Source organism: Streptomyces sp. NBC_00377, from assembly GCF_036075115.1.
In the GTDB taxonomy this organism is placed as follows: domain Bacteria; phylum Actinomycetota; class Actinomycetes; order Streptomycetales; family Streptomycetaceae; genus Streptomyces.
Genome location: NZ_CP107958.1, coordinates 3,124,339 through 3,145,138, shown reverse-complemented (window position 1 = coordinate 3,145,138; position 20,800 = coordinate 3,124,339). Strand labels below are relative to the sequence as shown.

The following is a 20,800-nucleotide window of genomic DNA, read 5'->3' as shown; positions in this document are numbered from 1 at the left end:
TCAACTCCCCGGCGCCGAATAGTCCTTGTCGCAACCAACCCGTGCCCGAGGCGACATCGACCGGCCGGACCCCACCGGGCCGCGCTCCACCCGATCCCTGTCCTGGCAAGGGCCCTGGAGGGCATGGGCAGGTGTCCCTGACCGGCTTGGCGCGGCGCGGACGCCCCGCCCTCCGAAGGCGGTGGCGGGGGTGTGCGCGACGGCGCGTCCGGCATCTTGACGGGTCGAATGTTACCGGTAACATCGATGGGGTCGGAGCACCATCCGCCGCCCACGCAGAGGTGGGCCGACCGCCCCTGGAGTCCGTGTGACCGACCACCCCACGGCGCGGCGCACCCAGACCGGCCCGACCCCGCCGGACGCCATCACAGGCATCGGCACCACCGGTACAGGCACCGGCGACAACGGCACCCGCATCGCGGTGCGCGCCGGCAGCGGAACCGGTGCCGATCCCGTCTTCACCAGGTCCGCCGTGGCCGCCTCCTGCGTCGGCTTCATGCTCTTCGGCGCCCTCCAGGCCTTCTACGGCCCCGCGATCCCGGCCCTGCGCGAGGAGTTCGGTCTGTCGCCCTCCGCCGCCGGGCTCGCACTCAGCGCGCACTTCGTCGGCGGGGTCGGCGGAGTCCTCGTCTTCGACCGGCTCTACGGCCGGACCGGCAACCGCCGGATACTCGGCACCTCGTACCTGCTGATGGCCCTCGGCGCGGCGGGCTTCGCACTCGCCCCGAACTGGCCGCTCGCCCTCGCCGCGGCGCTCCTCGCGGGATGCGGCTTCGGCGGTCTCGACTACGGCCTCAACCAGCTCTTCGCGGTCGGCTTCGGCCACCGTTCCACCGCGATGCTCAACATCCTCAACGCCCACTTCGGCATCGGCGCGGTCCTCGGCCCCGCCCTGATCGGGGCGGTCGGCGCCGAGCACTACCCCGTCGTCTTCCTGGTCTTCGCGCTGGCCAACCTGCCCCTGCTGTTCTGTCTGCGCGGGGTACGCGACAGGCCCCCGCAGCCACCGCAGGGCCGGCCCGCCGGTGAGGTGTCCGGGCCCGCCGCCCGCGCCCTGCGCTCCGTCCTCGCCGTCTTCGTCGTCCTCTACGTCCTGCATGTCGGCATCGAGGCGGGCGTGGGCGGCTGGGAACCCACGCACCTGGAGAGCGTCGGCCACAGCGCCGGTATCGCCGCCACCGCCACCTCCGTGTACTGGCTGATGATGACCGTCGGCCGTTTCCTGGTCGCCCCGCTCGCCCTGCGGTTCTCCCCTCAGGCCATCATCACGGTCTCCTGCGCCGGCATGACCGTCTGCCTGCTCCTGGCGGCCGTACCGGACCTGGCGCCTTTCGCCTACGCCGGTGTGGGCCTCTTCATCGCCCCCGTCTTCCCCACCGGGCTGCCCTGGCTGCACCGGGCCGCACCGCACGCCCGCCGGGCCGGCGCGCTCGTCATCGCCGCGTCCCTGACGGGCGGTGTCGTGGCGGGCCCGTCACTGGGCAAGGTGATCGAGTGGTCCGGCGTCCGAGCGGTCCCGCTCCTCCTCGCCGCGGTCTCCGCGGCCTGCCTCGCGGCCACCCTGTGGCTGACCCGCGCGACCCGCACGAAGCCCGCGACCCGCACGAAACCCGTGACCTGACCACCCCGGCGCGCCCGTGACCTGACCATCCCGACGCGCCCGTGACCCGACCACCCCGATGCACCGCTTGGCGCATCCGGCCCATCCGGCGCATCCGACGCGTCACGACCGGGAACCCCGGACGCCTCGAAGGCCCGGACGACGCCTCGACGTACCGACGCGTCCCACAGCACGAGCACTCGCAAGCCCGCCCCGACGAAGGGACCCGCATGCCCGCCCTGACCACGACCTCCGACGGTTTCCTCCTCCACGGTGAACCGTTCCGGATCCTCTCCGGCGCGCTGCACTACTTCCGCGTCCACCCCGACCAGTGGACCGACCGGCTGCGCAAGGCCCGCCTGATGGGACTGAACACGGTCGAGACGTACATCCCGTGGAACCTGCACCAGCCCGAGCCCGGCACACTCGTCCTCGACGGGCTCCTCGACCTGCCCCGATTCCTGCGGCTGGCCGCCGCGGAGGGCCTGCGCGTCCTGCTCCGCCCCGGCCCCTTCATCTGCGCCGAATGGGACGGCGGTGGTCTGCCGCACTGGCTCACCACCGACCCCGACATCCGTCTGCGCACCAGCGACCCCCGCTTCACGGACGTCGTGGACCGCTATCTGGACCTCCTCCTGCCGCCGCTCCAGCCGTACATGGCGGCGTCGGGCGGCCCGGTGATCGCCGTACAGGTGGAGAACGAGTACGGCGCCTACGGCGACGACATGGCCTACCTCGAACACCTCGAACGCTCCCTGCGCTCACGCGGTGTCGAGGAGCTTCTCTTCACCTGCGACCAGACCGACGGCGACCACCTCAAGAACGGCGTCCTGCCCGGCGTCCTCGCCACCGGCACCTTCGGCAGCCGCGTGGAGCAGTCCCTCGCCCGGCTGCGCGAGGCACAACCCGAAGGGCCCCTGATGTGCGGGGAGTTCTGGATCGGCTGGTTCGACCACTGGGGCGGCCCGCACCACGGGAGGGACGCCGCGGACGCCGCCGCCGACCTCGACAGGCTCCTGACGGCGGGCGCCTCCGTCAACATCTACATGTTCCACGGCGGCACCAACTTCGGTTACACCAACGGCGCCAACCACCACCACACCTACGTGCCCACGGTCACCTCCTACGACTACGACGCCCCGCTCACCGAGAGCGGCGACCCGGGCCCGAAGTACCACGCCTTCCGCGAGGTCATCGCCCGCCACGCCCCGGTCCCCGACGAGCCGGCTCCCGCCCCGTCGCCCAAACTCCCGCCCACCACCGTCCGGTTGACCCACCGCGCCCCCCTCCTCCCGCTCGCCGGTCACGCCGTGCACGCCACCGCCCCGCGTTCCGCCGACGACCTGGGCCAGCGCGCCGGATACACCCTGTACCGGACGACCGTCCCCACCCAGGGGGCCGGCCTCCTGCGCTTCACCGGCGGAGTGGGCGACCGCGCCCAGGTCTTCCTGGACGGCGCCCCCGCGGGCGTCCTCGAACGCGAGCGCCACGAGGAGACCCTGCCCGTGCACGTCCCCCGCGAGGGCGCCGTCCTCGAGGTGCTCGTGGAGAACATGGGCCGGGTCAACTACGGCCCCCGCATAGGCGTCGCCAAGGGCCTGCTCGGCCCGGTCACGCTCGACGGCACGCCCCTGCACGGCTGGGACTCCCACGCCCTGCCCCTGGAGGGCGTACCGGCCACGGCCGACTTCGAGCCGGCCGGGACGACCGCCTCGGCCCAACCCGCCTTCCACCGCGGCACGTTCGAGGTGACGACCCCCGCAGACACCTTCCTCTCCCTCCCCGGCTGGACCAAGGGCCAGGCCTGGATCAACGGGTTCCACCTCGGCCGTTACTGGAACCGCGGCCCCCAGCGCACCCTCTACGTCCCGGCCCCCGCCCTGCGGCCCGGCGCCAACGACCTCGTCCTCCTCGAACTGCACGGCACCACCACCCCGGACGCCCAGCTCACCGACACCCCCGACCTCGGCCCGAACACGCCCTGATGCGCCGCCGGACAAGCGTCCCGCCTCCCCGGCGCCGCACCGCCCCGCATCGCCGGGGGGCGGCACGCCGCACGCACCACGACCCGCCCCGGAGGCCGGCCACCCCTTGACCTGATCCCCGCCTCCTCGTCCGCCCGGCCTATCCTGTGGGTCCGCCGGGCGGCCCAGTGCGACCGGTCCCGGACCAGTCCCGAGGAGAAGCCGCCACCATGACCCCAAGCGCCGACGACCCGGTCGGCCCGGCGACCAGAGGACGCAGCAGACGCAACTTCGCGGGCTCGCGTCCGGTCATGGACGACGTCGCGAAACTGGCCGGAGTCTCCAAACAGACGGTCTCCCGGGTGCTGAACGACCACCCGGCCGTCCGTCCCGAGACCCGGGAGGCCGTCCGGGCCGCCATGCGCACGCTCGGCTACCGCCCCAGCAGCAGCGCTCGCTCACTGGCCAGCGGCCGCACCCGCATGCTCGGCGTGATCTCGTTCGACGCGGCCCGCTACGGCCCCGCCTCGACCCTCACCGCCATCAACACGGCCGCCCAGGAAGCCGGTTACCTGGTGAGCTCGATCGCACTGGACACCGCGGACCGGGACACGGTGGTGCGGGCCGCGGACCGGCTGTCGGCGGAAGGCGCGGACGGCGTGATCGCGATCGCCCCCCAGGTCCGGGTGGCGCGGGCCCTCGCCGAAGCCCGTCTGGACACCCCCCTGGTCGTGATGGACAACGACCTGGGAGACGGCACGCCCATGGTCACCTCGGACGCCCGCACCGGCGCCCGCAAGGCCACCCGGCACCTGCTCTCCCTCGGCCACCCCACGGTCCACCACGTCGCCGGCCCGACCGGCTGGACCTCGGCGGACCGCCGGGCCGAGAGCTGGCGCGCCACCCTCGAGGCGGCCGGGGCCGAGGTGCACAGCCCCCTCATCGGCGACTGGAGCGCCGACTCCGGCCACGACCTGGGCCGCGAACTGGCGAAGGACCCGTCCGTCACCGCGGTCTTCGTGTCCAACGACCAGATGGCCCTCGGTGTCCTGCGCGCCCTGCACGAGGCGGGCCGCCGGGTCCCGGAGGACGTCAGCGTCGTCGGCTACGACGACATCCCGGAGGCCGCCCACTTCCTCCCCCCGCTGACCACGATCCGCACGGACTTCACCGACATCGGCACGATCTCCCTGCACATCCTGCTCAACCGCATCGCCGACCCGTCGGCCCCCGGGAGCCCCCTGACCCTCGTCCCCGTCGAGCTGTGCGTCCGCCACAGCACCGCCGCCCCGCGCTGAGCGGGCCCGGACGCTCACCGGGACGGTCGCCCCGGCGACGTCAGCCCGGACGGCCCCGCGTGGCCGTCGAGTGGAGGTGCTCCAGGGCGTCCAGCACGACGGTGTTCCAATGCCAGGCCAGCCAGCGGCCGACGTCGAGGCCCGTCTGCCGGAGCGCGGCCAGCTGGGCGTGGGTGAGCTCCGCGAGCGGCCGTTCGTGGTGGGAGGACACCATGCCCAGCGGCACACCGGCACGGTTCACCAGCGGAACGCTGTGCGAGGCACGGCTGCCGGCCTGGAGGATGGCGTGGCGGGAGGCCTCGTCGAACACCCCCGCGGTCGCCACGTCCCGCACGGTGACCTGCCGGCGCTCGGCAGCCGCCTGCGAGCAGGAGGTGGTCGGGCTGTCGACGAAGGCGAAGAAGTCGGTGAAGTACTTGTTCAGACCGGTGTGCCGGGTCATGCGCAGCCGACCGGCCTCGGCCAGCTGGACGTTGCCCATGGGCGTCTGGTTGATCGACAGGACCCGTTGCAGGGCCGCCTTGACCACCGCGCCCTGGCTGGTGCCGCTGCCCTCCACCGGGAGGCCGGGAAGACCCGGCCGACGGGGCCGCATCCGGCGGGGGAACCAGAGCCGCGCGTCGAGATCGGGAGCCGGGGTGCGTACGACCGCGTCGGCGAGGGTGGAGAGCTTGATGTTGAACCGCTGGGAGGCACCCTTCAGCAGAGCGAACGCCTCGTCGGCGGTCCCGAGGCCGTAGCGCTTGAGCAGCACGTCCTCGGCTCTGGCGACTCCGGTGCGGCCGTACAGGCGGTTGCGCAGATCGAGCTCGCTCTGCTGCCATCGCGATGCGCCTCCCTGCCCGGAGCCGCGGCCAGGAGCAGGGGCATCGGACGGTGAGCCGTCTTCGGCGGGATGCTGGGACAGCTGGCTCATTGCGAGGGTTCCAATCCGCGGGGTCGGCCGACGTCGGGGCCCCGGCGGTCGGCTCCTCGGGGCGCCGGAAACGTACCTGTTTGCCAGGCACTGTCAACGAACCTAACCGCAAGCGGAGGGTGTAAACCCGCTCGCTCCCGAGTCACGGCGGCGCCGCGTGGCGGTGAGAGGCGCTGAGATGCGGGCCGCCGAACCGGCGCGCCATCTCGAGCCCCGGTCCACGGGCACCCGAGGCCGTCCGGCACGGCCGTCCGGCACGGCCGTCCGGCACGGCCGTCCGGCACGGCCGCACGGCACGGCCGCACGGCACGGCCGCACGGAACGGCCGTCCGGCACGGCCGTCCGGCACGGCCGTCCGGCACGGCCGCACGGAACGGCCGTGAGGAAGGCGGCGGGTGAACGCCCGTCCCCCAGGTAGGGCGCGCCCTGCACCCCGGGAACCAGCTCGTCGGCGACCGGTCACGGCGCGGCGGACCGGCACGCCGCGACGGTCACGGCGGCGGACCCGCCCCCACCGGCCTGGCCTTCCCTTGCGGTTCGCCCCCCGACCGTAGCGAGCCGGGCCCCCTCGATCCCACCGGCCGTGCCCCGCCGGTTGGTTCGCCGGGCGCGGGGCACCCGGAACGGGTCACCGCGAGTCCGCTAAGGAGTGACAGTGTCGATCGGCCGACTCCCCGAGCGCGAGCAGCGCATCCTGGACGAGATGGAGCGCGCCCTGCGCCGGGACCGTGGCTTCCAGCGGCGCCTGCGCAGAATGAGCCGCTCCCGTCGCTCCGGTCGTCCACGTCGTCCCGGCCGCCCGGTCCGAGCCGACCGTCGGCCGGCCCCGTCGTCCCGGCGAGTGTTGCGCACGCCGCGACCATGGGCCGTCGCCCTGCTGCTCGCGGTGTCCGTCGCGCTCATGGTCTCCGGCGTCGTCACCTCGGAACCCGGTGTGATCTGGGCGTTCGCAGCCGTCTGGCCCCTGACGCTGTACACGGCGTTCCGGCTGCTGCGCCGCTGGAGGGAGCGCTGACCGTCTGTCGCTCACAGGCGGCACGGCGCTCACAGGCGGCACGGCGACCGGCTCGTCCGAGCGCCCGACCCGCGCCGCGGTGCCGGTGCCGGTGCGGCGCAGCACGTCACCGAAGCCTGTCCAGGCGGGCGACCAGGGCACTCACCGGACCCTCCGGGTGGGGTCGAAGGCGGCCTCGAGGGGCCGCTCGTCGGCGAGGACACGGCCGAGCGGCCACCGCCCGGACAGCAGCGCGCGCACGGCGGTCGACAGATCGGCCGCCACATGGTCGGCGGCGGCGACCTCCTCGGGCCGCGTCTGCGGGGTCGGGACCAGGATGCCCAGCGAACCCGCCCGGCGGGCGGCCTCCATGTCGGCGCCGATGTCGCCGATCACGGCGATCCGCTCCGGCGGGGTGCACAGGCGCCCGGCAGCCCACAGAATCATGCCGGGCCGGGGCTTGCGGCAGTGACAGCCGTCGTCGGGACCGTGCGGGCAGACGGCCCACACGTCGAAGGGGCCGAGCAGCCCGCCGATCCGCTCGTTGACCCGGCGGACGTCGGCCGTGGACAGCAGCCCGCGCGCGACGCCCGACTGGTTCGTCACCACACCGGTGCCGAAGCCCCGGTCACGCAGCAGGCCGAGCGCCTCGCGGGCCCCGTCCACCGGGCGCACGCGCTCGGGGTCGCCGTTGTACGGCACATCATGGACGAGGGTGCCGTCGCGGTCGAACAGCACGACGTCGATCCCGGTCACGGCGCCACCTCCAGCCAGGGGGCGGCACCGCGATGACGCCACAGACCACCGGTCCAGTGCCAGGCGTGCGGCCCGACCTGCACATCGTCGTCGAGGAAGGCGACCCACGGCGCGATGACCGCGCGCAGCTCGCTGTTGCGGGCGGCGGCGGGTCCCCGTCCACCGCTGTGGATCACCAAGGTGAGCTCGCCCAGATCGCCGAGGAGGCTCCGCGGGCGCTCCAGCGCGTCGGGGTCCGGCCGGGGCGCGGGCCGGTCGTCGACGAGCACGATCTCGTCCGGCTTCGGACCGGTCGCCGCGACGAGCGCGGCGAGACAGTCGGCGAGCGTGTCACGCACCAGCGTCGGGATCACGACGGCGTAGGCGTTCATATGTCAGCCCCTTCCGTACATCGCGCCCCGGCGCACCGCGAAGGGGCAGATCGCGAGCAGATTCACGGGGGCGGAGCCGAAACACTTCAGTGCGTCCCGCGGACCGTCGACCATGGGCCGGCCGACGGTGTTCCCGAGCGGAGTACGGCAGGGGACCCGCCGACCGTGCTTGCGGCGGCTGAAACGCTCCTCCTCGGCGGACGCGACCGTGCGGCCGTCCACGACAAGGGCGGCGGCCGGGTCGTGGAAGAGTGCGTTGATCTCAGGGATGCGCATCGGGGGGTGCTCCGTCCCGGGCGGCGTACGGGCCACTTGGACCTCGCGGGTCCCGCACTGCGGCCGGCTCAAACTCTTGGAGCAGCCCAGTCGGACATCTAATGATCTTTCACTCTAAGTGGTGAACGATAAAAGTGCGAGGCCACCGCATCGCCGGCCGATGCGGACCCCGAGGGCTGCTCGACGCGGCCTGCGGCCGCAGGCCTGGCCCCGGCCCTGGTCCTGGTCCGGATCGCCGACCCCGTTCCCCCTCCAGGCAGGCCTGCGCGTGCGCCGGGGGGCGGTTCGGGCGGCTTCGGCGCCCCACCGCGGCTGCGGCTGCCACCGCGGCAGAGGAGGGCCCAACGCCAGGGGAGACGTCCCGGACGTCCTGCCACGCCGAAGCCACGATCCGTCCGACGCCGTCGCAGCGGGTGCGTCGGCGTCCAAGGAACACCGCCGCCGTCTGCCGGGCCTCCTGCATCAACCCACGGGTGATCGAGCTGTACGAGGAGGGCGTGACGGTCGCCGCCCCCCTGCCCCACCTGGGCGACGAGGGTGCCTACGGCATCCCGCCCGCCCGGGGAGCCACCGGACTGTCGGCCCTGCGCATGCTCCACGACGGCCGCCCGTCCGAGGGGCCGAGGTCACCCCGACCCGGGACATCACACATTCGGGCGTAACCCACCCGCACCCCTCCGTTAACATGTTCGAACTCGCGGCGAACGCCCCCCAATTCCCGTTCTTCACGGGGAAAACCGTGCAATTCGGCGAGAAAAGCGAGCGATCCAGCCAAATCTCACAAATCGGTCAGAGAATTGATATCCATGTCACCGCGGGTGTTTTCGCGAATAAAGAGCACAATGGCGTTCTCCGCGTGGCGCCGACCGCGGCTGATACTGGCAGTCGCTGCGGGCGTGGTGGCCGTTGGATTCGTCCTCGCGCTGGAGCTGGTGGCCCGTCACCTGGGCCTGCCGGGACCGATCACCACGCAGGCGCGAGAGGTGATATTCCCACCCAAATCGGGTGGCCTGCTGTACGCCAGCATGGCGCTGATGCTGGTGGTGCTGACCTGGCGGCAACGGCTCGTCGCGATCGCCGCCGCGATAGGCATCGACCTCGTCTTCGTGGCGGTCCGGTGGGCGGCCGACATCAAGGTGACCGAGGGCCACCCCTTCGGCAACGGGGCACTGTGGGTGACCATCGGCTGTGCGGTCTACGCCGTCACACGCCGCACCGGCCGCGAACGCGCTCTCCTGCTGAAGGGCGCCGGACTCGGCCTGCTGCTGATGACCGGCCGCAAGACCGGGGACACCTGGCTGCTCATCACCTCGAAAACCCGCCCGATGGTGCTGGACCAGTACGTGGCGACCGCCGATCACGCACTGGGCAACCCGTCGTGGCTGGTGGGCCGGATGGTCACGGCAACCGGCGCGATCGGCTTCAACTTCCTCGACTTCGTCTACGGCCAACTCCCCGTCGCCGCGGTCCTCGTCGCCCTGTACCAGCTGCGCAACGTGGCGGTCGAACGCCGCTTCCCGACCCACCACCTGGTGCGCACCTTCCTGGCGATCGGCCTCCTCGGGCCGGCCTTCTACATGATCTTCCCGGTGGTAGGACCGATCTTCGCGTACGGCGACGGCACCGAGCACTGGACGGCCGTCAGCCTCTGGACGGATTCGCACCCCAGCGTGCAGTGGGCGGCCGCCGACCTGTGGCCCCACACACCGACGACGATCAGCACCCCCCACCACATGCCGTTCGACGGGGTCACCCCACGCAACTGCATGCCCAGCCTGCACACGGCGTGGGCCACCGCGATCTTCATCCATTCCCGCAAGGGCCCGCGCCTTCTGCGCTACGCCGGCACGTTCTGGCTGATCGCCACGCTCACCGCGACACTGGGATTCGGCTACCACTACGGCGCGGACCTCATCGCCGGCGTGGTGTTCACGCTCACGATCGAGGGAGCGCTGCGCGCACACGACCGCGGCTGGGACCGATCCGGGATCCGACTGGTCGCCCACGGCGCCACGGTCTTCACCGCGCTCCTGGTCTCCTACCGCTACCTCCCGCTCGAGATGGCCGAACACCCGTGGCTCTCCGGACCGCTGCTCGTACTCGCGATGACCTCGGTGATCTACGCCTACGCACGGACCACCACCCCCTGGGAACCGAAACCCGCCCCGACCCACCACCCGGAACCCCACCCCGAACCCGAACTGATCTGACCCGCACCACCCGGGCCCACGACCGCCCAGCTCGCCCCTGAGCGGCTGGGAATCGGCAACAACGTACGCGGCGTTCCGCGCGATTGCCGGGACGCCTCGCTCATGGCCGCACACTGCGCGCGGGCCGGCCGGACGTCGGAACCGTCTGCCCGGCAGGGCGACGAGCCGGCAACGAGGCGGTGCTGGACAGCGGTCGAGTCGACCCGGACGAGGCCCCTGTCTTCCCCCGCTGCCGGCCATCCCTGAAGCTCTACGACGCGGACAACACCCTGATGCGCGAAATCCAAGCCTGATCAAGCCTGATTCGCCGAGCCGCACACAAGGCGAACCCGCGGCTGAAGCGCGCCCGATGCTCCCCCCGACGCCGCCCGACGACCTGCCCGCGGACCGCTCCGGCGAGTACTCCAAGCCCGGCTCACAAAGCCCGACTCAGCCCGATGGCACGCAAAAGATCCAGACTGGGCACTGGCCACCTGAGCCTCAGCCGACGAACGTCAACGACGGCGCCGGGCGTCGAACGACCAGACGCACGTATGCCGGAGCAACCACGACCGGGCCTCGGCATGCTGATGAGCCACTGGAGACTGACGCCGCTCCAGAGGGTGTGTCACTCGTCGTATGCGGACTCGGCTGACGGGCGGCGCGGCAGCGAGGGGCTGGGGGAAGATGGCCGAATGCTTCCTGCCCGGCTGTTGTGGCGCGATCCCAGACCCATCCCGAGACTCAACCGGCAGGATCCGGTGACGCAGACAGTGCGCGATCCGAACCACTACGAGCCGGCGGACGAGGACGACTGCTCGGCGTTCTCCTATTTCTGCCAGACGCATGACCGCTCCTACTGGCATGACGCCTGCGGGGAAGGCGCGCATCTCATCGCCCTCCACTGCGAACGCCACGGCCCCGAGAACATATGGCCTCAGCCCCTCATGATGGCGTTCCCGGAGGGCTTCTCCCCTCCGCTCAGCGAGGAGCAACTGGCCTGGGTGCGATCCGAGGAGGACGCGTCCTGAGACCCGCACGACGGACAAATACCGGGCCACCGGAAGACCGCTGCTCCACCAGGAACGAAGCGACGGCAGCGCTGCCAAGCCGATCCCCACTGCGCGGATCGCAGCACCCGCCGAACCCCTCGGCAAGGATGCCCACCAGAGCGACGAACCCGCCGACGGGCCCTGACACCGACCCAAACACCCACCTGCCGCATGACGTCCGCGGAACTGCGTACAGCGGCCTCGTCATTCTCAGCCCCTGAGTCACGGACCCTCACCCGGTGCCCGTCCCGCGCAGCCCACAGCCCCGACAACCAACCGCCCCAACCGGCACACGCCAAGACCCCGTCCTCAGCGAAAGCGCTGGTGGCGGGGTCTTCGGGCACCCAATTCAAGGTGCCCCCGGCAGGATTCGAACCTGCGCACACGGCTCCGGAGGGCGGTTCGGCTGTCTGCGTTCACCCTGGTCACACGCGGTTCCAGGACCCCGAAGTTGGCTACCACAGATAGTCCACAACCCCTGACGCCTCTGTGCATGCTCCCTGTTAGGTTGATCGCCCCGGTCGGGTCAACATGGAGGGGGGGCCGTGGAGTTCCACGGTTCAGAGGTGCCATTTGCGCGCGCAGTCGAGAAGAAGTTGCTGGGGGTCGAGGTCGTCAATGTTGAGCAGCTGCTTGCGCTGAACGAGCGCCAGCTTCGGTTGTTGCCCGGGATCGGCCCGAGCACCGTATCGCATATTGTCTCGGTGCTCGAGGAGGTAGGACTATCTCTAGCTGCCGACCCATACGCGGCGTATGAATGTGCCCGCCATTCAGAGGTTGCCCGAGACGCCGAATTGCGGGCCTACTTCTTGTGTAACTCGTGTAGAGACGCTTACGCTCACCGCGCCTTCGGCGATCGGAGACCGGAGTGGGTCTCGAGGGAGCGGATCGACGGATACTGCGGCCATTGTAATGAATTCCGAGAAGTGCGCCTCTCGCAGTGGTTTCTTTGCGGTACCTGTGATCGTGTCGTGCGGTCGATCGGGCGGGGCATTGCATCCGCCAAATTTGTTGAATCGGAGTGGGCGGACAAATTTAGGACGACGCCAGAGTTGTCACTTCGGGAAATTGATCCGGTCGAGTTGCGCCCTCGGGGGCAGCGGTCAGACGCGGATCGGGTGGCGACAGCCGATTTCGTGGCCAATTACGTGTCAGGTGAAGTCGCGCTGGGGATCGAACTGAAAAGCGGCCGCAGTGCACTTGCTGGAGGTGGCATAGGGAGTCCTATGTCTCAGTTTCAACTCGACACAACCGACTGCAATGACATAACGGCAGCCGCAGTAGCGTTGAACGCCCCAATTTTCTTGGTCCATGCCCAGGTCATCGGTCGAGCGCACGCACCGACAGAACGGTATGTAGGAGTGGGGTTGTGGTTCGCCCGGCCATGGGACATGCTTCAGCACTGCGAATCTGTCCGAAGACGTCCACGCGAAACGAGAGATGCTGCTTACTTCAAGACTGCTATGTTCCGACCTTTCGCAGAGTTTCCTGCTTATGTGAAGAACCAATTTCCTTCCGATTTGAAATCCATGCAACGCGATGGTTTTCCTGTCCTGTACCGGCGCTAATTTGAATGACGCACGGCCTCAACCTCGTAATTCAACAGACAGGCCAGCAGCTACAGGCGTCCTGGCTCGCTGGTTGGTGAACTGACCCCGCAGGTCAGAAGCTGGCGCAGGTCATCAGCCGTCCGATCGAGCTCGGGTTCGTCCAGTGACGCCGCATAGGCTTCCCCCAACGCCTCGTGGGGGTGGGGTGCCCCGTGAGAGAATCACCGCCGTGAAACTGATCGAGAACACCGAGGCACGACGGGTGGAGGCGCTCAGTGTCCTTGCCCCTCAGACTCAGGCCGCCCTGGGGCAGTTCTTTACCCCTGCACCTGCCGCCGACCTGATCGCCTCGATGCCTCGTCTGGACGCGCTGAGCGATACCGTACGAGTTCTGGACCCCGGTGCCGGGGTCGGCTCGCTGACCGCCGCACTGGTGACCCGACTGCACGAAGAGCGCCCTGACCTGGACGTTCACGTCGTTGCTGTGGAGACCGACCCGCAGGTCATGCCCTACCTGCGGGCCACGCTCGAGGAATGCAGGGCAAGCTACGGCACCACGTTCGAACTCGTGCAGGGCGACTACCTCACCGAGGACGACGCACTCATGGACGGGCCATTCGACCTAGTCGTCGTCAACCCACCGTATGGAAAGCTCGCCGCAGGCAGCCTGCAGCGTACGCGCATTGCGCACCACCTGGTCGATGCCAGCAACATCTACACGGCCTTCTGGGCCAGGGCAACAGCTGCCCTCGCCCCCGACGGCCAGATCTCGATCATCGCGCCCCGCTCCTGGGCCAACGGCACCTACCACCGCGCCTTTCGTCAGTGGATGCTCGACCGCACCAGCCTCGACCTCCTACACGTCTTCGAGAGCCGCAACACGGTCTTCGCCGACACCGGCGTCCTCCAGGAAAACGTCATCGTGGTTGGCACTAGGGGCGACCAGCAGCCGCAGGTCGTCCTGTCGGCGTCGATCGCCCACGACGACGCCCCGCTGCGTCGCACGGTGCCGTTCGACGCCGTGGTCCTGCCCGGGGACCGCGAGCGGTTCGTCCGCTTCGATGACTCCGCTGTCGTGCCGCCGGCCGCCTCGTTCACTTTGGCCGACCTTGGCTTGGGCGTCAGCACGGGCAAGGTCGTCGACTTCCGCAACCGCGAACACTTGACCGAAGACCTCGGCGTCGGCGGCGTCGTGCCGATGGTCTACCAGGCCAACGTGCGCCACGGAGAGATCGAATGGCCACAGAGCCCCGCGAGGAAGCCGCAGGGCTTCTCCCCCAGCACCGAGGCCGCCCGCAAACTGCTCCTGCCCGAAGGGCACTACGTCATCATCAAGCGCTTCTCCGCGAAGGAGGAGAAGCGGCGCGTGGTCGCGGGCGTCTGGAAGCACGACGGCCCGGTTGCCCTGGACAATAAGACCAACTACCTGCATGAGAAGAAGGGGCCTATCGACCCTCAGCTCGCACACGGGCTGATGCTCTGGCTGAACTCCTCGACGCTCGACGCGATCTTCCGCACCTTCTCCGGACACACCCAGGTCAACGCCGGGGACGTCAAGACGCTCCCCTTCCCCTCCCGTGACGACCTGGTGCGCTTGGCGCAGAACGCGCCGGAATGGCTCCCGGAACAAGAGAAGCTCGACGCTCTCGTAGCTGACTTGTTCCCCGCTGTCGTAGGCTCAGCAGAGTGATCAGCCCTTTACGAGCGTCCGTCGACAACGCTAGCGCCCTCCTGCAAGCCTTCGGCTTTGACAGGGTTCGCTCCAATGACAGGTCCGCCCTGACAGCCCTCGTGCTGCTCGGCCTGGAGCCCGGCGAGCCGTGGGACGTGGCAACCAATCCGCGCCTCGGCGTCACGGAAGTCATGGGCGTCATTGCGGACAAGTGGGGCAAGGTGTACGCCCCGAACTCGCGCGAGACGTTCCGCAAGCAGACGCTCCACCAATTCGTCGACGCGGGGTTCGCTGAGCACAACTCCGATGCTCCCGAAGGGCGCGCGGTCAACTCCTCAAAGAACAATTACCGGATAGCTCCGGCTGCTCTGTCCGTAGTGCGCCTCTTCGGCACCCCGGGGTTCCAGGACGCCCTCGAAGCCTGGATAGCCGAAGCTCCCACCCAGCAGGCCGCTTACAAAGCCACCCGCGAGATGCAGATGCTCCCGGTCACACTGCCCGACGGTTCTCTGTTCCGCCTCTCTCCCGGTGGCCAGAACCCCCTGATCCGGAACATGGTCGAGGAGTTCTGCCCTCGCTTCGCCCCCGGCGGACAGGTGCTCTACCTGGGGGATGCCAAGGATCACCGCTATGACATCCGCCAAGACGACGTCTTCGCACGTCTCGGGCTGGCCTTCGACGAGCACGGCAAGAACCCGGACCTCGTGGTCTACGACGAGCAACGCGATTGGCTCTTCCTGATGGAGGCCGTCACTTCTCACGGACCGATCGACTTCGGACGGCGTGAGCACCTGAGGAACCTCTTCGCGACGGACAAAGCAGGGCTGGTGTTCGTGAACTGCTTCCCGGACCGCGCCACCATGCGCAAGTGGCTGGCCGACCTCGCATGGGAGACCGAAGCCTGGGTGGCTGACGCGCCTGACCACCTGATCCACTTGAACGGCTCACGGTTCCTCGGCCCCTATGAGTAAGCCATTTCAGCTCGTGCACTGCCCCGTTGAAGTAGCGCATTCGGGCATCGTCCCTGACGTCGGCTGGCCTGCCCCCGCCGACTCCGGAAGGACATCAGCTTGGGAAGCTTGGGTTTCTTGGTTGCGGTTGCTGCGCTGGCCTGCGGCGGAGTGGTGCTGGAGTTGAGCCGAAGCACGATAGTTGCCACATAGGCAGTCTTGTTGTCACCGTGGCCGGGGTTGGTGGGCCTTGTGGCCAGTTGAGCGGTGACGCGGGTTGAGGCGGCAGGGGACTGTCGGTGGCTGGTGGCAGGATCACCGGCATGGTTTTCGTACGTACTACTCCGCCCCGGCCCGTCCAGGTGACCGCGGTCTTCCCCGAGTTGGCCCCATTGGCGCGACCTGCCATCCGGTTGCATCCACGTCCGGGGTCGCCTTCGGTCAGGGACAGCTCGGTCGGCGGGCCGTTGCTGTGGCCGGCAGGGGAGCCGTGGCCGCACTGCGAGGACGTGCATCTGCACGTGGACACTGGATTCCGTGAGTCACTGACCGAAGTGCGGCTCCAGAGACGCTTGCAGTCCCGGTGGCGCCCTGATGGCCGGCCTCCCGCGTACACGCCCGAAGAGGAAGCGCTCAAGGAACGCGCTGCCGCACGACTCGCTGAACGGCTCGACGCCGGCCCTCCCTGGCCCGCCGAATGCCCGGTCCCGCTGTTGCCCGTGGCTCAGCTGTTCCTGCGTGACATACCCCTGTTGCGGCCGCCCGGGCAGGCCGATCTGCTTCAGATTCTCTGGTGTCCGTACGAACACGAACCGGACTACAAGCCGTCGACCGCACTGTTCTGGCGGTCGGCCGCGGAGGTCGGCGACATCCTCGCCACACCACCGGAACCGTACGAGGCGGACTATCCGGGTTACGTGCCAGAGCCGTGCGTGCTGGCGCCAGAAGCGATCACCGAGTACCCCAACAGCCTGGATCTGAGCCCGGAGCTGCAGCGGATGCTGGAGGACTGGAACAGGTGGCAGGCAGCCGGTGCCGACGTGGATAGCTCCTACGCGCAGTATCCGCGCGAGTTCTACCACGTTCACCTGGGCAACGCACCCGGCTGGAAGGTCGGCGGCTGGCCCCCTTGGGGCCGCACCGACCCGAACCCCCGGTACTGCGCTGTGTGCGAGGTGCAGATGGTCCCGCTACTGACGATTGCTTCCCGGGAGTGGGACGGCGGTGAAGGTCGCAGCTGGGCGCCGCAGGAAGAGCAGGCTACCGCCCTCGCTGGCTCTCGCCGCCCGGGCCAGTACCCCTCGCAGCTGACGAGGGTAGAAGTAGGCAGCACGGACAGCATGCAGATCTACGTCTGCCCGACCTCCCCCGAACATCCACACACAGACCTGATCCCATGAACTGTCGGCTTGCCACACACCCTCCTGCAGACGGGGACAGGGATGCTGCCGAGTCAGGGCGTGTGACGAACCGCTTGCCTCACCAGTGACAACCAGGCTGCTTCGTCCGGTTGAAACCTCAGGTCAACGGAGGCCGTTGATGACAACTATCGTGCTTCGGCTCAGGAGTCCTGGTCGCATCCGGGGCGAGTTCCCGCTGTTCCCCTTGATTCCCCGCAGGATCTGGCACGCGAATGGCATGGTGCCTTCGCCTCGAACGATCCCTGGTGGAGCTGGGCCCAGGGATGTCTGAGCCTTAGCCGACGACAATCCGTCACGATGGCGGGTCAGCCGACCGCGCCGGCGTGCGTATGCCTCGCTATACCCCTACCGGCTAAGCCAGGTGGTCCGCCGTCAATGAGAGCAAGTCTCAACGGCTGATGCGATGGGTCGCACCTAGCGTGATGACCTCTTCATCACGAAGAACCTGGTTGAGGAAGCTGCCTTTGTCTGTGACGCCTCTCATCTGCGCTGATGGTCCGCAGACGTTCGCACTGGCGGCCCAGCGCCAGACGGTGGTCACGGCGCATCAGCGTCGCTCGGCGAAGGCCCCGCAGCGGGGTAGGCAGTCGCCAGCCGGACTCAAGAATCGGCCGACCGAGGATGTTCGGCGCGTGCCCATTCCGCCGCAGCTCGTCACCATGCTGCGCGATCACCTGGCCACGTTCGGCACGGCGGAAGACGGGCGGCTCTTCTTCAGCGAGAGCGCTCGGTCGTCCCGTCCTCGACCTACTACCGCGTGTGGCAGGAGGCTCGGCTCCTGGCGCTTCCGCAGGCCGTTGCGGCCTCGCCACTCGCCAGTAGGCCGTACGACCTTCGGCACTCGGCGCTATCGACGTGGCTCAACGCAGGAGCCGACCCGACCGAGGTTGCCGAGCGCGCCGGCAACAGCGTTGAGGTCCTGCTGACCCGGTACGCGAAGTGCCTCAACGGACGGCAGGACGTCGCCAACCGGCGCATCGAGGACCTGCTCCGCGAGTACGAGTGAGACAACCTGCACCCACATTGAGGCCTCAGGCATGGCGCCTGAGGCCTCCCTCGTTTTGTGCCCTACCTGTGCCGATGCTTCGTTCGGAAAGAGCGAGCTGAGCCGCGCTGCTTGCCATGGGGTCTTGTGGTCTCGTCTCGCTTGCTGCTGGCATGTCGGCAACGTCAATGCGGGCGCAAAGGGGGCCTTGTGCAGCTGCACGTCACGCGCTGAAAGCGGTACGGGCATGACCGTCTGTACGCCAACCTGCCTGATGGCACCGCGGTCGGTTGGGCGGATGTCACGACTGGGGACATCACGGTCTTGCGGGCCGAGTGCCGCGACGACGTGATCGCCGTGCTCACGAAGCAATTACAGAGCCTCACCGACCCTGTCTCGCCAGACAGGGCGCCGGAGGCTCAGACGCGTCCGACGCTGCCGCCTCTGACGCCGGCCGACGACCTGGCCGTCAACCCTCCCAGGCAGTCCTTGCGCGATCTGCTCGCCGAATCCGGCCCGGGGCTGCTAAAGCGAGTCGTCTCACGGCTTCTGCGGCGACCAACGGATTGGGACTCCTGGCGAAAGGGTTGGTGGGGGAGCAGCGAGTGGGAACCGAGCTGAACCGCTTAGGGCGCCACGGCTGGCACGTCCTGCACTCCATCCCCTTGGCCAACGAAGTGGATATTGGTAACTGCGGCTAACAGAACCTGCGGAATGAGGGACAGGGTCACAGGTCTCTGTAGAGGTCCTCGTCGGGCTCCCAGTTCACGTAGAACTCTTCCACGGTCACGTCGAGGACGACTTCCTCAGCAAAGTCTCCAAGCTCCCATAGTTCCTCGCTCTCGACATTGAGGTCGCAGGCGGAACAGGCGAAGACGTAGGGCGTGAAGACCACGAGGGGCTCGTTCGTCTCGTCGATATGGGTGTCGCCCATGAGCCAGCCCTTCGAGCCGCAGGCCGGGCAGGGCTTCTCTTGGTCCGCCTCCATGTATCTCGGGGACTGCCGCGTGATCGTCGCCAGGACAATCTCACGCTCCTGCGGTGCCAAGTGTCCGTAGCGCTGTTCGAAGAGAGTTCGCGCCCTGGCGAGCTTGCCCTCCAACTGGATGCGGACGGCCTTGGCCTGCTCCTCGATCAGCCTGTCGTGCAGCGAGATATAGCTGCCCCAGTAGTCCTTCGGGTCGATCTCCAACTCGGTGAGCAACGGATCGATCAGCCGAAGGCAGGTGGTGAATACGATCTGGACCTCGGCGATGTCATGGATTCCGCTGTGTGCGACGCCGTTGCGGGCGTTCGCGACCGGCAGGAGGGCCCGCTGGTCGACCGGGATTTGCTTGCGAAGGATCTTGTGCACTCGGGCATGTGCTTCGACCAGGCCGATCGTCTTCGCGCGGCTTGCCGGAGCGGACGCATGCGTGCCATGGCCGGTGGCATGAAGCAGCGAGTCGAAGTCCTTGGCCTCGACTATCAGCGCCGGGTGAAGGGACGAGAGGTAGGCCTTGAGCAGGTGTTCGGCTGCGATCCCTGCGTGGTGAACGGCGAAGTCGTGGGAGGCGGCCCCCTGAGAGAACGCCGTGAGCGCCGCTGTCATCCACCTCTGAGAGGAGAGCTTGAGCTTTTCCGCATGCATGGGCTGGACTCTAAGCCTGTCGGAACCGCGGTCGAACACGGTTTTCGTGCCTAGAGGTTGTCCCGTAACTGGTGGGGCTGTTGGTGCGTTGGCTGGGCATGGGTGGTGTGATCTCAGCGGATGATCCGAAGTGGATCGAGCCGTTCTCTGGGCTGACCGAGGTGCAGTTCGCCAGGCTGGTGGCCTTGGTGCGGCGTCGTGGCGGCGACGTCCAACGAGGCCGTCCCTGGCGACTGCCGCTGGAGGACCGGGTATTGCTGGTGGCCACGTACTGGCGCACGAACCTCACGTTGCGGCAGGTAGCGCCGCTGTTTGGGGTCTCGAAGTCCGCAGCCGACCGCATCCTCGATCACCTTGCACCGCTGCTGGCGATCTCGCCGGCCCGCCGGCCGCGCAAGGACACCGTCTACATCGTCGACGGCACCCTGGTGCCCACCCGCGACCGCACCATCGCCGCCTCCAGCAAGAACTACCGCTACTCGACCAACCTTCAGGTCGTCATCGACGCCAACAGCCACCTTGTCGTGGCCATCGGTCTCCCGCTGCCCGGCAGCCGCAACGACTGCCGGGCGTTCACCGAGTCCGGCGTGGACCGGGCCTGCCGCGGAGCCCCCACCATCGCCGACGGCGGCTACCAGGGCACCGGCCTGCTCATCCCGCACCGCAGACGACGCGGCCAGGCATATCTCAGCCCGCAACAGGAAGCAGAGAACGCCGTCCACCGCCGGGCCCGAGCCCGGGTCGAACACGCCCTGTCCCGACTGAAGAACTGGAAGATCCTGCGGGACTGCCGTCTGAAGGGCAACGGCGTTCACCAGGCCATGCTCGGCATCGCCCGACTACACAACCTCGCCCTCACCGGGTAACTCATACCCCATACGGGACAACCTCTAGCCTCGAATGTGTGGTCGACATGGAAGCTCGGCCGCGTAACGTGCCCAGTGGCCTCCTTCCTGGGTCCAGGCGGTGGCGGTCTCGGGGCTGATGCCCAGGACTAGGTGAGGATCGCCGCCGTCAGGTGGGTGGAGAGCCCCATCAGCGCGGAGGTCCGGCCGGGAGGTGAGTAGATGCCCAGGCGCTTCAAGCGTTTCCGAGTTGGTGGCCTCGGTGAGGTGCCGGCAGTCCTCCTCGTCAGCCGCCGGTAGCCCTTGCGGCATGATGATTCCGTGCCGGGCG

18 protein-coding genes and 1 pseudogene are annotated in these 20,800 nt (G+C 68.9%); 13 read left to right on the top strand and 6 right to left on the bottom strand.

Going from position 1 to position 20,800, the window contains the following annotated elements; all coding sequences use genetic code 11:
- Positions 1–496 precede the first annotated feature (496 nt).
- The 3 genes from OHS71_RS14045 to OHS71_RS14035 all read left to right on the top strand — a co-directional run bounded on the left by OHS71_RS14045 (position 497) and on the right by OHS71_RS14035 (position 4,862).
- The gene (locus OHS71_RS14045; protein ID WP_328484506.1) at positions 497–1,621 is read left to right on the top strand and encodes an MFS transporter; all 1,125 of its coding nucleotides are present in this window, start codon (positions 497–499) and stop codon (positions 1,619–1,621) included.
- 209 nt (positions 1,622–1,830) lie between these two features.
- The gene (locus tag OHS71_RS14040; protein ID WP_328479714.1) at positions 1,831–3,585 is read left to right on the top strand and encodes a glycoside hydrolase family 35 protein; all 1,755 of its coding nucleotides are present in this window, start codon (positions 1,831–1,833) and stop codon (positions 3,583–3,585) included.
- A gap of 209 nt (positions 3,586–3,794) precedes the next feature.
- Entirely contained in the window at positions 3,795–4,862 is a 1,068-nt protein-coding gene (locus OHS71_RS14035; protein ID WP_328479713.1) for a LacI family DNA-binding transcriptional regulator, read from the top strand.
- Between the two features lie 40 nt (positions 4,863–4,902).
- Here the strand turns inward: OHS71_RS14035 and OHS71_RS14030 are convergent, their stop codons facing one another.
- The gene (locus OHS71_RS14030) at positions 4,903–5,778 is read right to left on the bottom strand and encodes an ANTAR domain-containing protein (protein ID WP_328479712.1); all 876 of its coding nucleotides are present in this window, start codon (positions 5,776–5,778) and stop codon (positions 4,903–4,905) included.
- 655 nt (positions 5,779–6,433) lie between these two features.
- Here OHS71_RS14030 and OHS71_RS14025 point away from each other — a divergent pair.
- The gene (locus OHS71_RS14025) at positions 6,434–6,793 is read left to right on the top strand and encodes a hypothetical protein (RefSeq protein ID WP_328479711.1); all 360 of its coding nucleotides are present in this window, start codon (positions 6,434–6,436) and stop codon (positions 6,791–6,793) included.
- Positions 6,794–6,934: 141 nt separating this feature from the next.
- Here OHS71_RS14025 and OHS71_RS14020 read toward each other — a convergent pair whose 3' ends face one another.
- Genes OHS71_RS14020 through OHS71_RS14010 form a run of 3 tightly spaced genes read right to left on the bottom strand, consistent with a single transcriptional unit; the run spans position 6,935 to position 8,175 of the window.
- Complete coding sequence (locus OHS71_RS14020) at positions 6,935–7,528, bottom strand: D-glycero-alpha-D-manno-heptose-1,7-bisphosphate 7-phosphatase (protein WP_328479710.1); 594 nt, start codon at positions 7,526–7,528, stop codon at positions 6,935–6,937.
- Positions 7,525–7,899: a glycosyltransferase family 2 protein gene (locus OHS71_RS14015; RefSeq protein ID WP_443046939.1), complete on the bottom strand. Its 375-nt coding sequence runs from the start codon at positions 7,897–7,899 to the stop codon at positions 7,525–7,527. The genes OHS71_RS14020 and OHS71_RS14015 overlap by 4 nt, the downstream gene beginning before the upstream one ends.
- Positions 7,900–7,902: 3 nt before the next feature.
- On the bottom strand, positions 7,903–8,175 hold the full coding sequence (locus OHS71_RS14010; RefSeq protein WP_328479709.1) for a hypothetical protein: 273 nt from the start codon (positions 8,173–8,175) through the stop codon (positions 7,903–7,905).
- Between the two features lie 473 nt (positions 8,176–8,648).
- Here OHS71_RS14010 and OHS71_RS14005 point away from each other — a divergent pair, with 473 nt between their 5' ends.
- From OHS71_RS14005 to OHS71_RS13975, 7 genes are all read left to right on the top strand, one after another.
- Positions 8,649–8,837, top strand: a complete 189-nt coding sequence (locus OHS71_RS14005; protein ID WP_328479708.1) for a hypothetical protein — start codon at positions 8,649–8,651, stop codon at positions 8,835–8,837.
- A 180-nt stretch (positions 8,838–9,017) separates the two neighbouring features.
- Complete coding sequence (locus tag OHS71_RS14000; RefSeq protein ID WP_328479707.1) at positions 9,018–10,385, top strand: phosphatase PAP2 family protein; 1,368 nt, start codon at positions 9,018–9,020, stop codon at positions 10,383–10,385.
- Positions 10,386–11,125: 740 nt separating this feature from the next.
- Complete coding sequence (locus tag OHS71_RS13995; RefSeq protein ID WP_328479706.1) at positions 11,126–11,395, top strand: hypothetical protein; 270 nt, start codon at positions 11,126–11,128, stop codon at positions 11,393–11,395.
- Between the two features lie 566 nt (positions 11,396–11,961).
- Positions 11,962–12,984, top strand: a complete 1,023-nt coding sequence (locus tag OHS71_RS13990) for a hypothetical protein (RefSeq protein WP_328479705.1) — start codon at positions 11,962–11,964, stop codon at positions 12,982–12,984.
- 211 nt (positions 12,985–13,195) lie between these two features.
- Positions 13,196–14,656 (top strand): Eco57I restriction-modification methylase domain-containing protein, encoded by a 1,461-nt coding sequence (locus OHS71_RS13985; RefSeq protein ID WP_328479704.1) that lies wholly within the window; start codon positions 13,196–13,198, stop codon positions 14,654–14,656.
- Positions 14,653–15,609 carry a BsuBI/PstI family type II restriction endonuclease gene (locus OHS71_RS13980; protein ID WP_328479703.1) on the top strand — a complete coding sequence of 319 codons (957 nt, stop codon included), beginning with the start codon at positions 14,653–14,655 and terminating at the stop codon, positions 15,607–15,609. Before OHS71_RS13985 ends, OHS71_RS13980 begins: the two co-directional genes overlap by 4 nt.
- 302 nt (positions 15,610–15,911) lie before the next feature.
- Positions 15,912–16,988, top strand: a complete 1,077-nt coding sequence (locus OHS71_RS13975; RefSeq protein WP_328479702.1) for a hypothetical protein — start codon at positions 15,912–15,914, stop codon at positions 16,986–16,988.
- A gap of 409 nt (positions 16,989–17,397) precedes the next feature.
- Here the strand turns inward: OHS71_RS13975 and OHS71_RS13970 are convergent, their stop codons facing one another.
- Positions 17,398–17,550, bottom strand: a complete 153-nt coding sequence (locus OHS71_RS13970) for a hypothetical protein (protein WP_328484820.1) — start codon at positions 17,548–17,550, stop codon at positions 17,398–17,400.
- 55 nt (positions 17,551–17,605) lie between these two features.
- Here OHS71_RS13970 and OHS71_RS13965 point away from each other — a divergent pair.
- Positions 17,606–18,015: pseudogene (locus OHS71_RS13965) on the top strand (tyrosine-type recombinase/integrase); the annotation flags it as partial.
- A 706-nt stretch (positions 18,016–18,721) separates the two neighbouring features.
- Here the strand turns inward: OHS71_RS13965 and OHS71_RS13960 are convergent.
- The gene (locus OHS71_RS13960) at positions 18,722–19,624 is read right to left on the bottom strand and encodes a hypothetical protein (protein WP_328479701.1); all 903 of its coding nucleotides are present in this window, start codon (positions 19,622–19,624) and stop codon (positions 18,722–18,724) included.
- 98 nt (positions 19,625–19,722) lie between these two features.
- Between OHS71_RS13960 and OHS71_RS13955 the strand changes: the two genes are divergently transcribed.
- On the top strand, positions 19,723–20,490 hold the full coding sequence (locus OHS71_RS13955) for a transposase (RefSeq protein WP_328484505.1): 768 nt from the start codon (positions 19,723–19,725) through the stop codon (positions 20,488–20,490).
- The last annotated feature ends 310 nt before the right edge of the window (positions 20,491–20,800 follow it).

What these genes read in the sequence shown, in the direction of transcription:
- OHS71_RS14045 (WP_328484506.1), top strand. Translation starts at nt 497, where the DNA reads ATGCTCTTCGGCGCCCTCCAGGCCTTCTACGGCCCCGCGATCCCGGCC.
- OHS71_RS14040 (WP_328479714.1), top strand. Translation starts at nt 1,831, where the DNA reads ATGCCCGCCCTGACCACGACCTCCGACGGTTTCCTCCTCCACGGTGAA.
- OHS71_RS14035 (WP_328479713.1), top strand. Translation starts at nt 3,795, where the DNA reads ATGACCCCAAGCGCCGACGACCCGGTCGGCCCGGCGACCAGAGGACGC.
- OHS71_RS14030 (WP_328479712.1), bottom strand. Translation starts at nt 5,778, where the DNA reads ATGAGCCAGCTGTCCCAGCATCCCGCCGAAGACGGCTCACCGTCCGAT.
- OHS71_RS14015 (WP_443046939.1), bottom strand. Translation starts at nt 7,899, where the DNA reads ATGAACGCCTACGCCGTCGTGATCCCGACGCTGGTGCGTGACACGCTC.
- OHS71_RS14010 (WP_328479709.1), bottom strand. Translation starts at nt 8,175, where the DNA reads ATGCGCATCCCTGAGATCAACGCACTCTTCCACGACCCGGCCGCCGCC.
- OHS71_RS14000 (WP_328479707.1), top strand. Translation starts at nt 9,018, where the DNA reads ATGGCGTTCTCCGCGTGGCGCCGACCGCGGCTGATACTGGCAGTCGCT.
- OHS71_RS13975 (WP_328479702.1), top strand. Translation starts at nt 15,912, where the DNA reads ATGGTTTTCGTACGTACTACTCCGCCCCGGCCCGTCCAGGTGACCGCG.
- OHS71_RS13960 (WP_328479701.1), bottom strand. Translation starts at nt 19,624, where the DNA reads ATGCATGCGGAAAAGCTCAAGCTCTCCTCTCAGAGGTGGATGACAGCG.
- OHS71_RS13955 (WP_328484505.1), top strand. Translation starts at nt 19,723, where the DNA reads ATGGGTGGTGTGATCTCAGCGGATGATCCGAAGTGGATCGAGCCGTTC.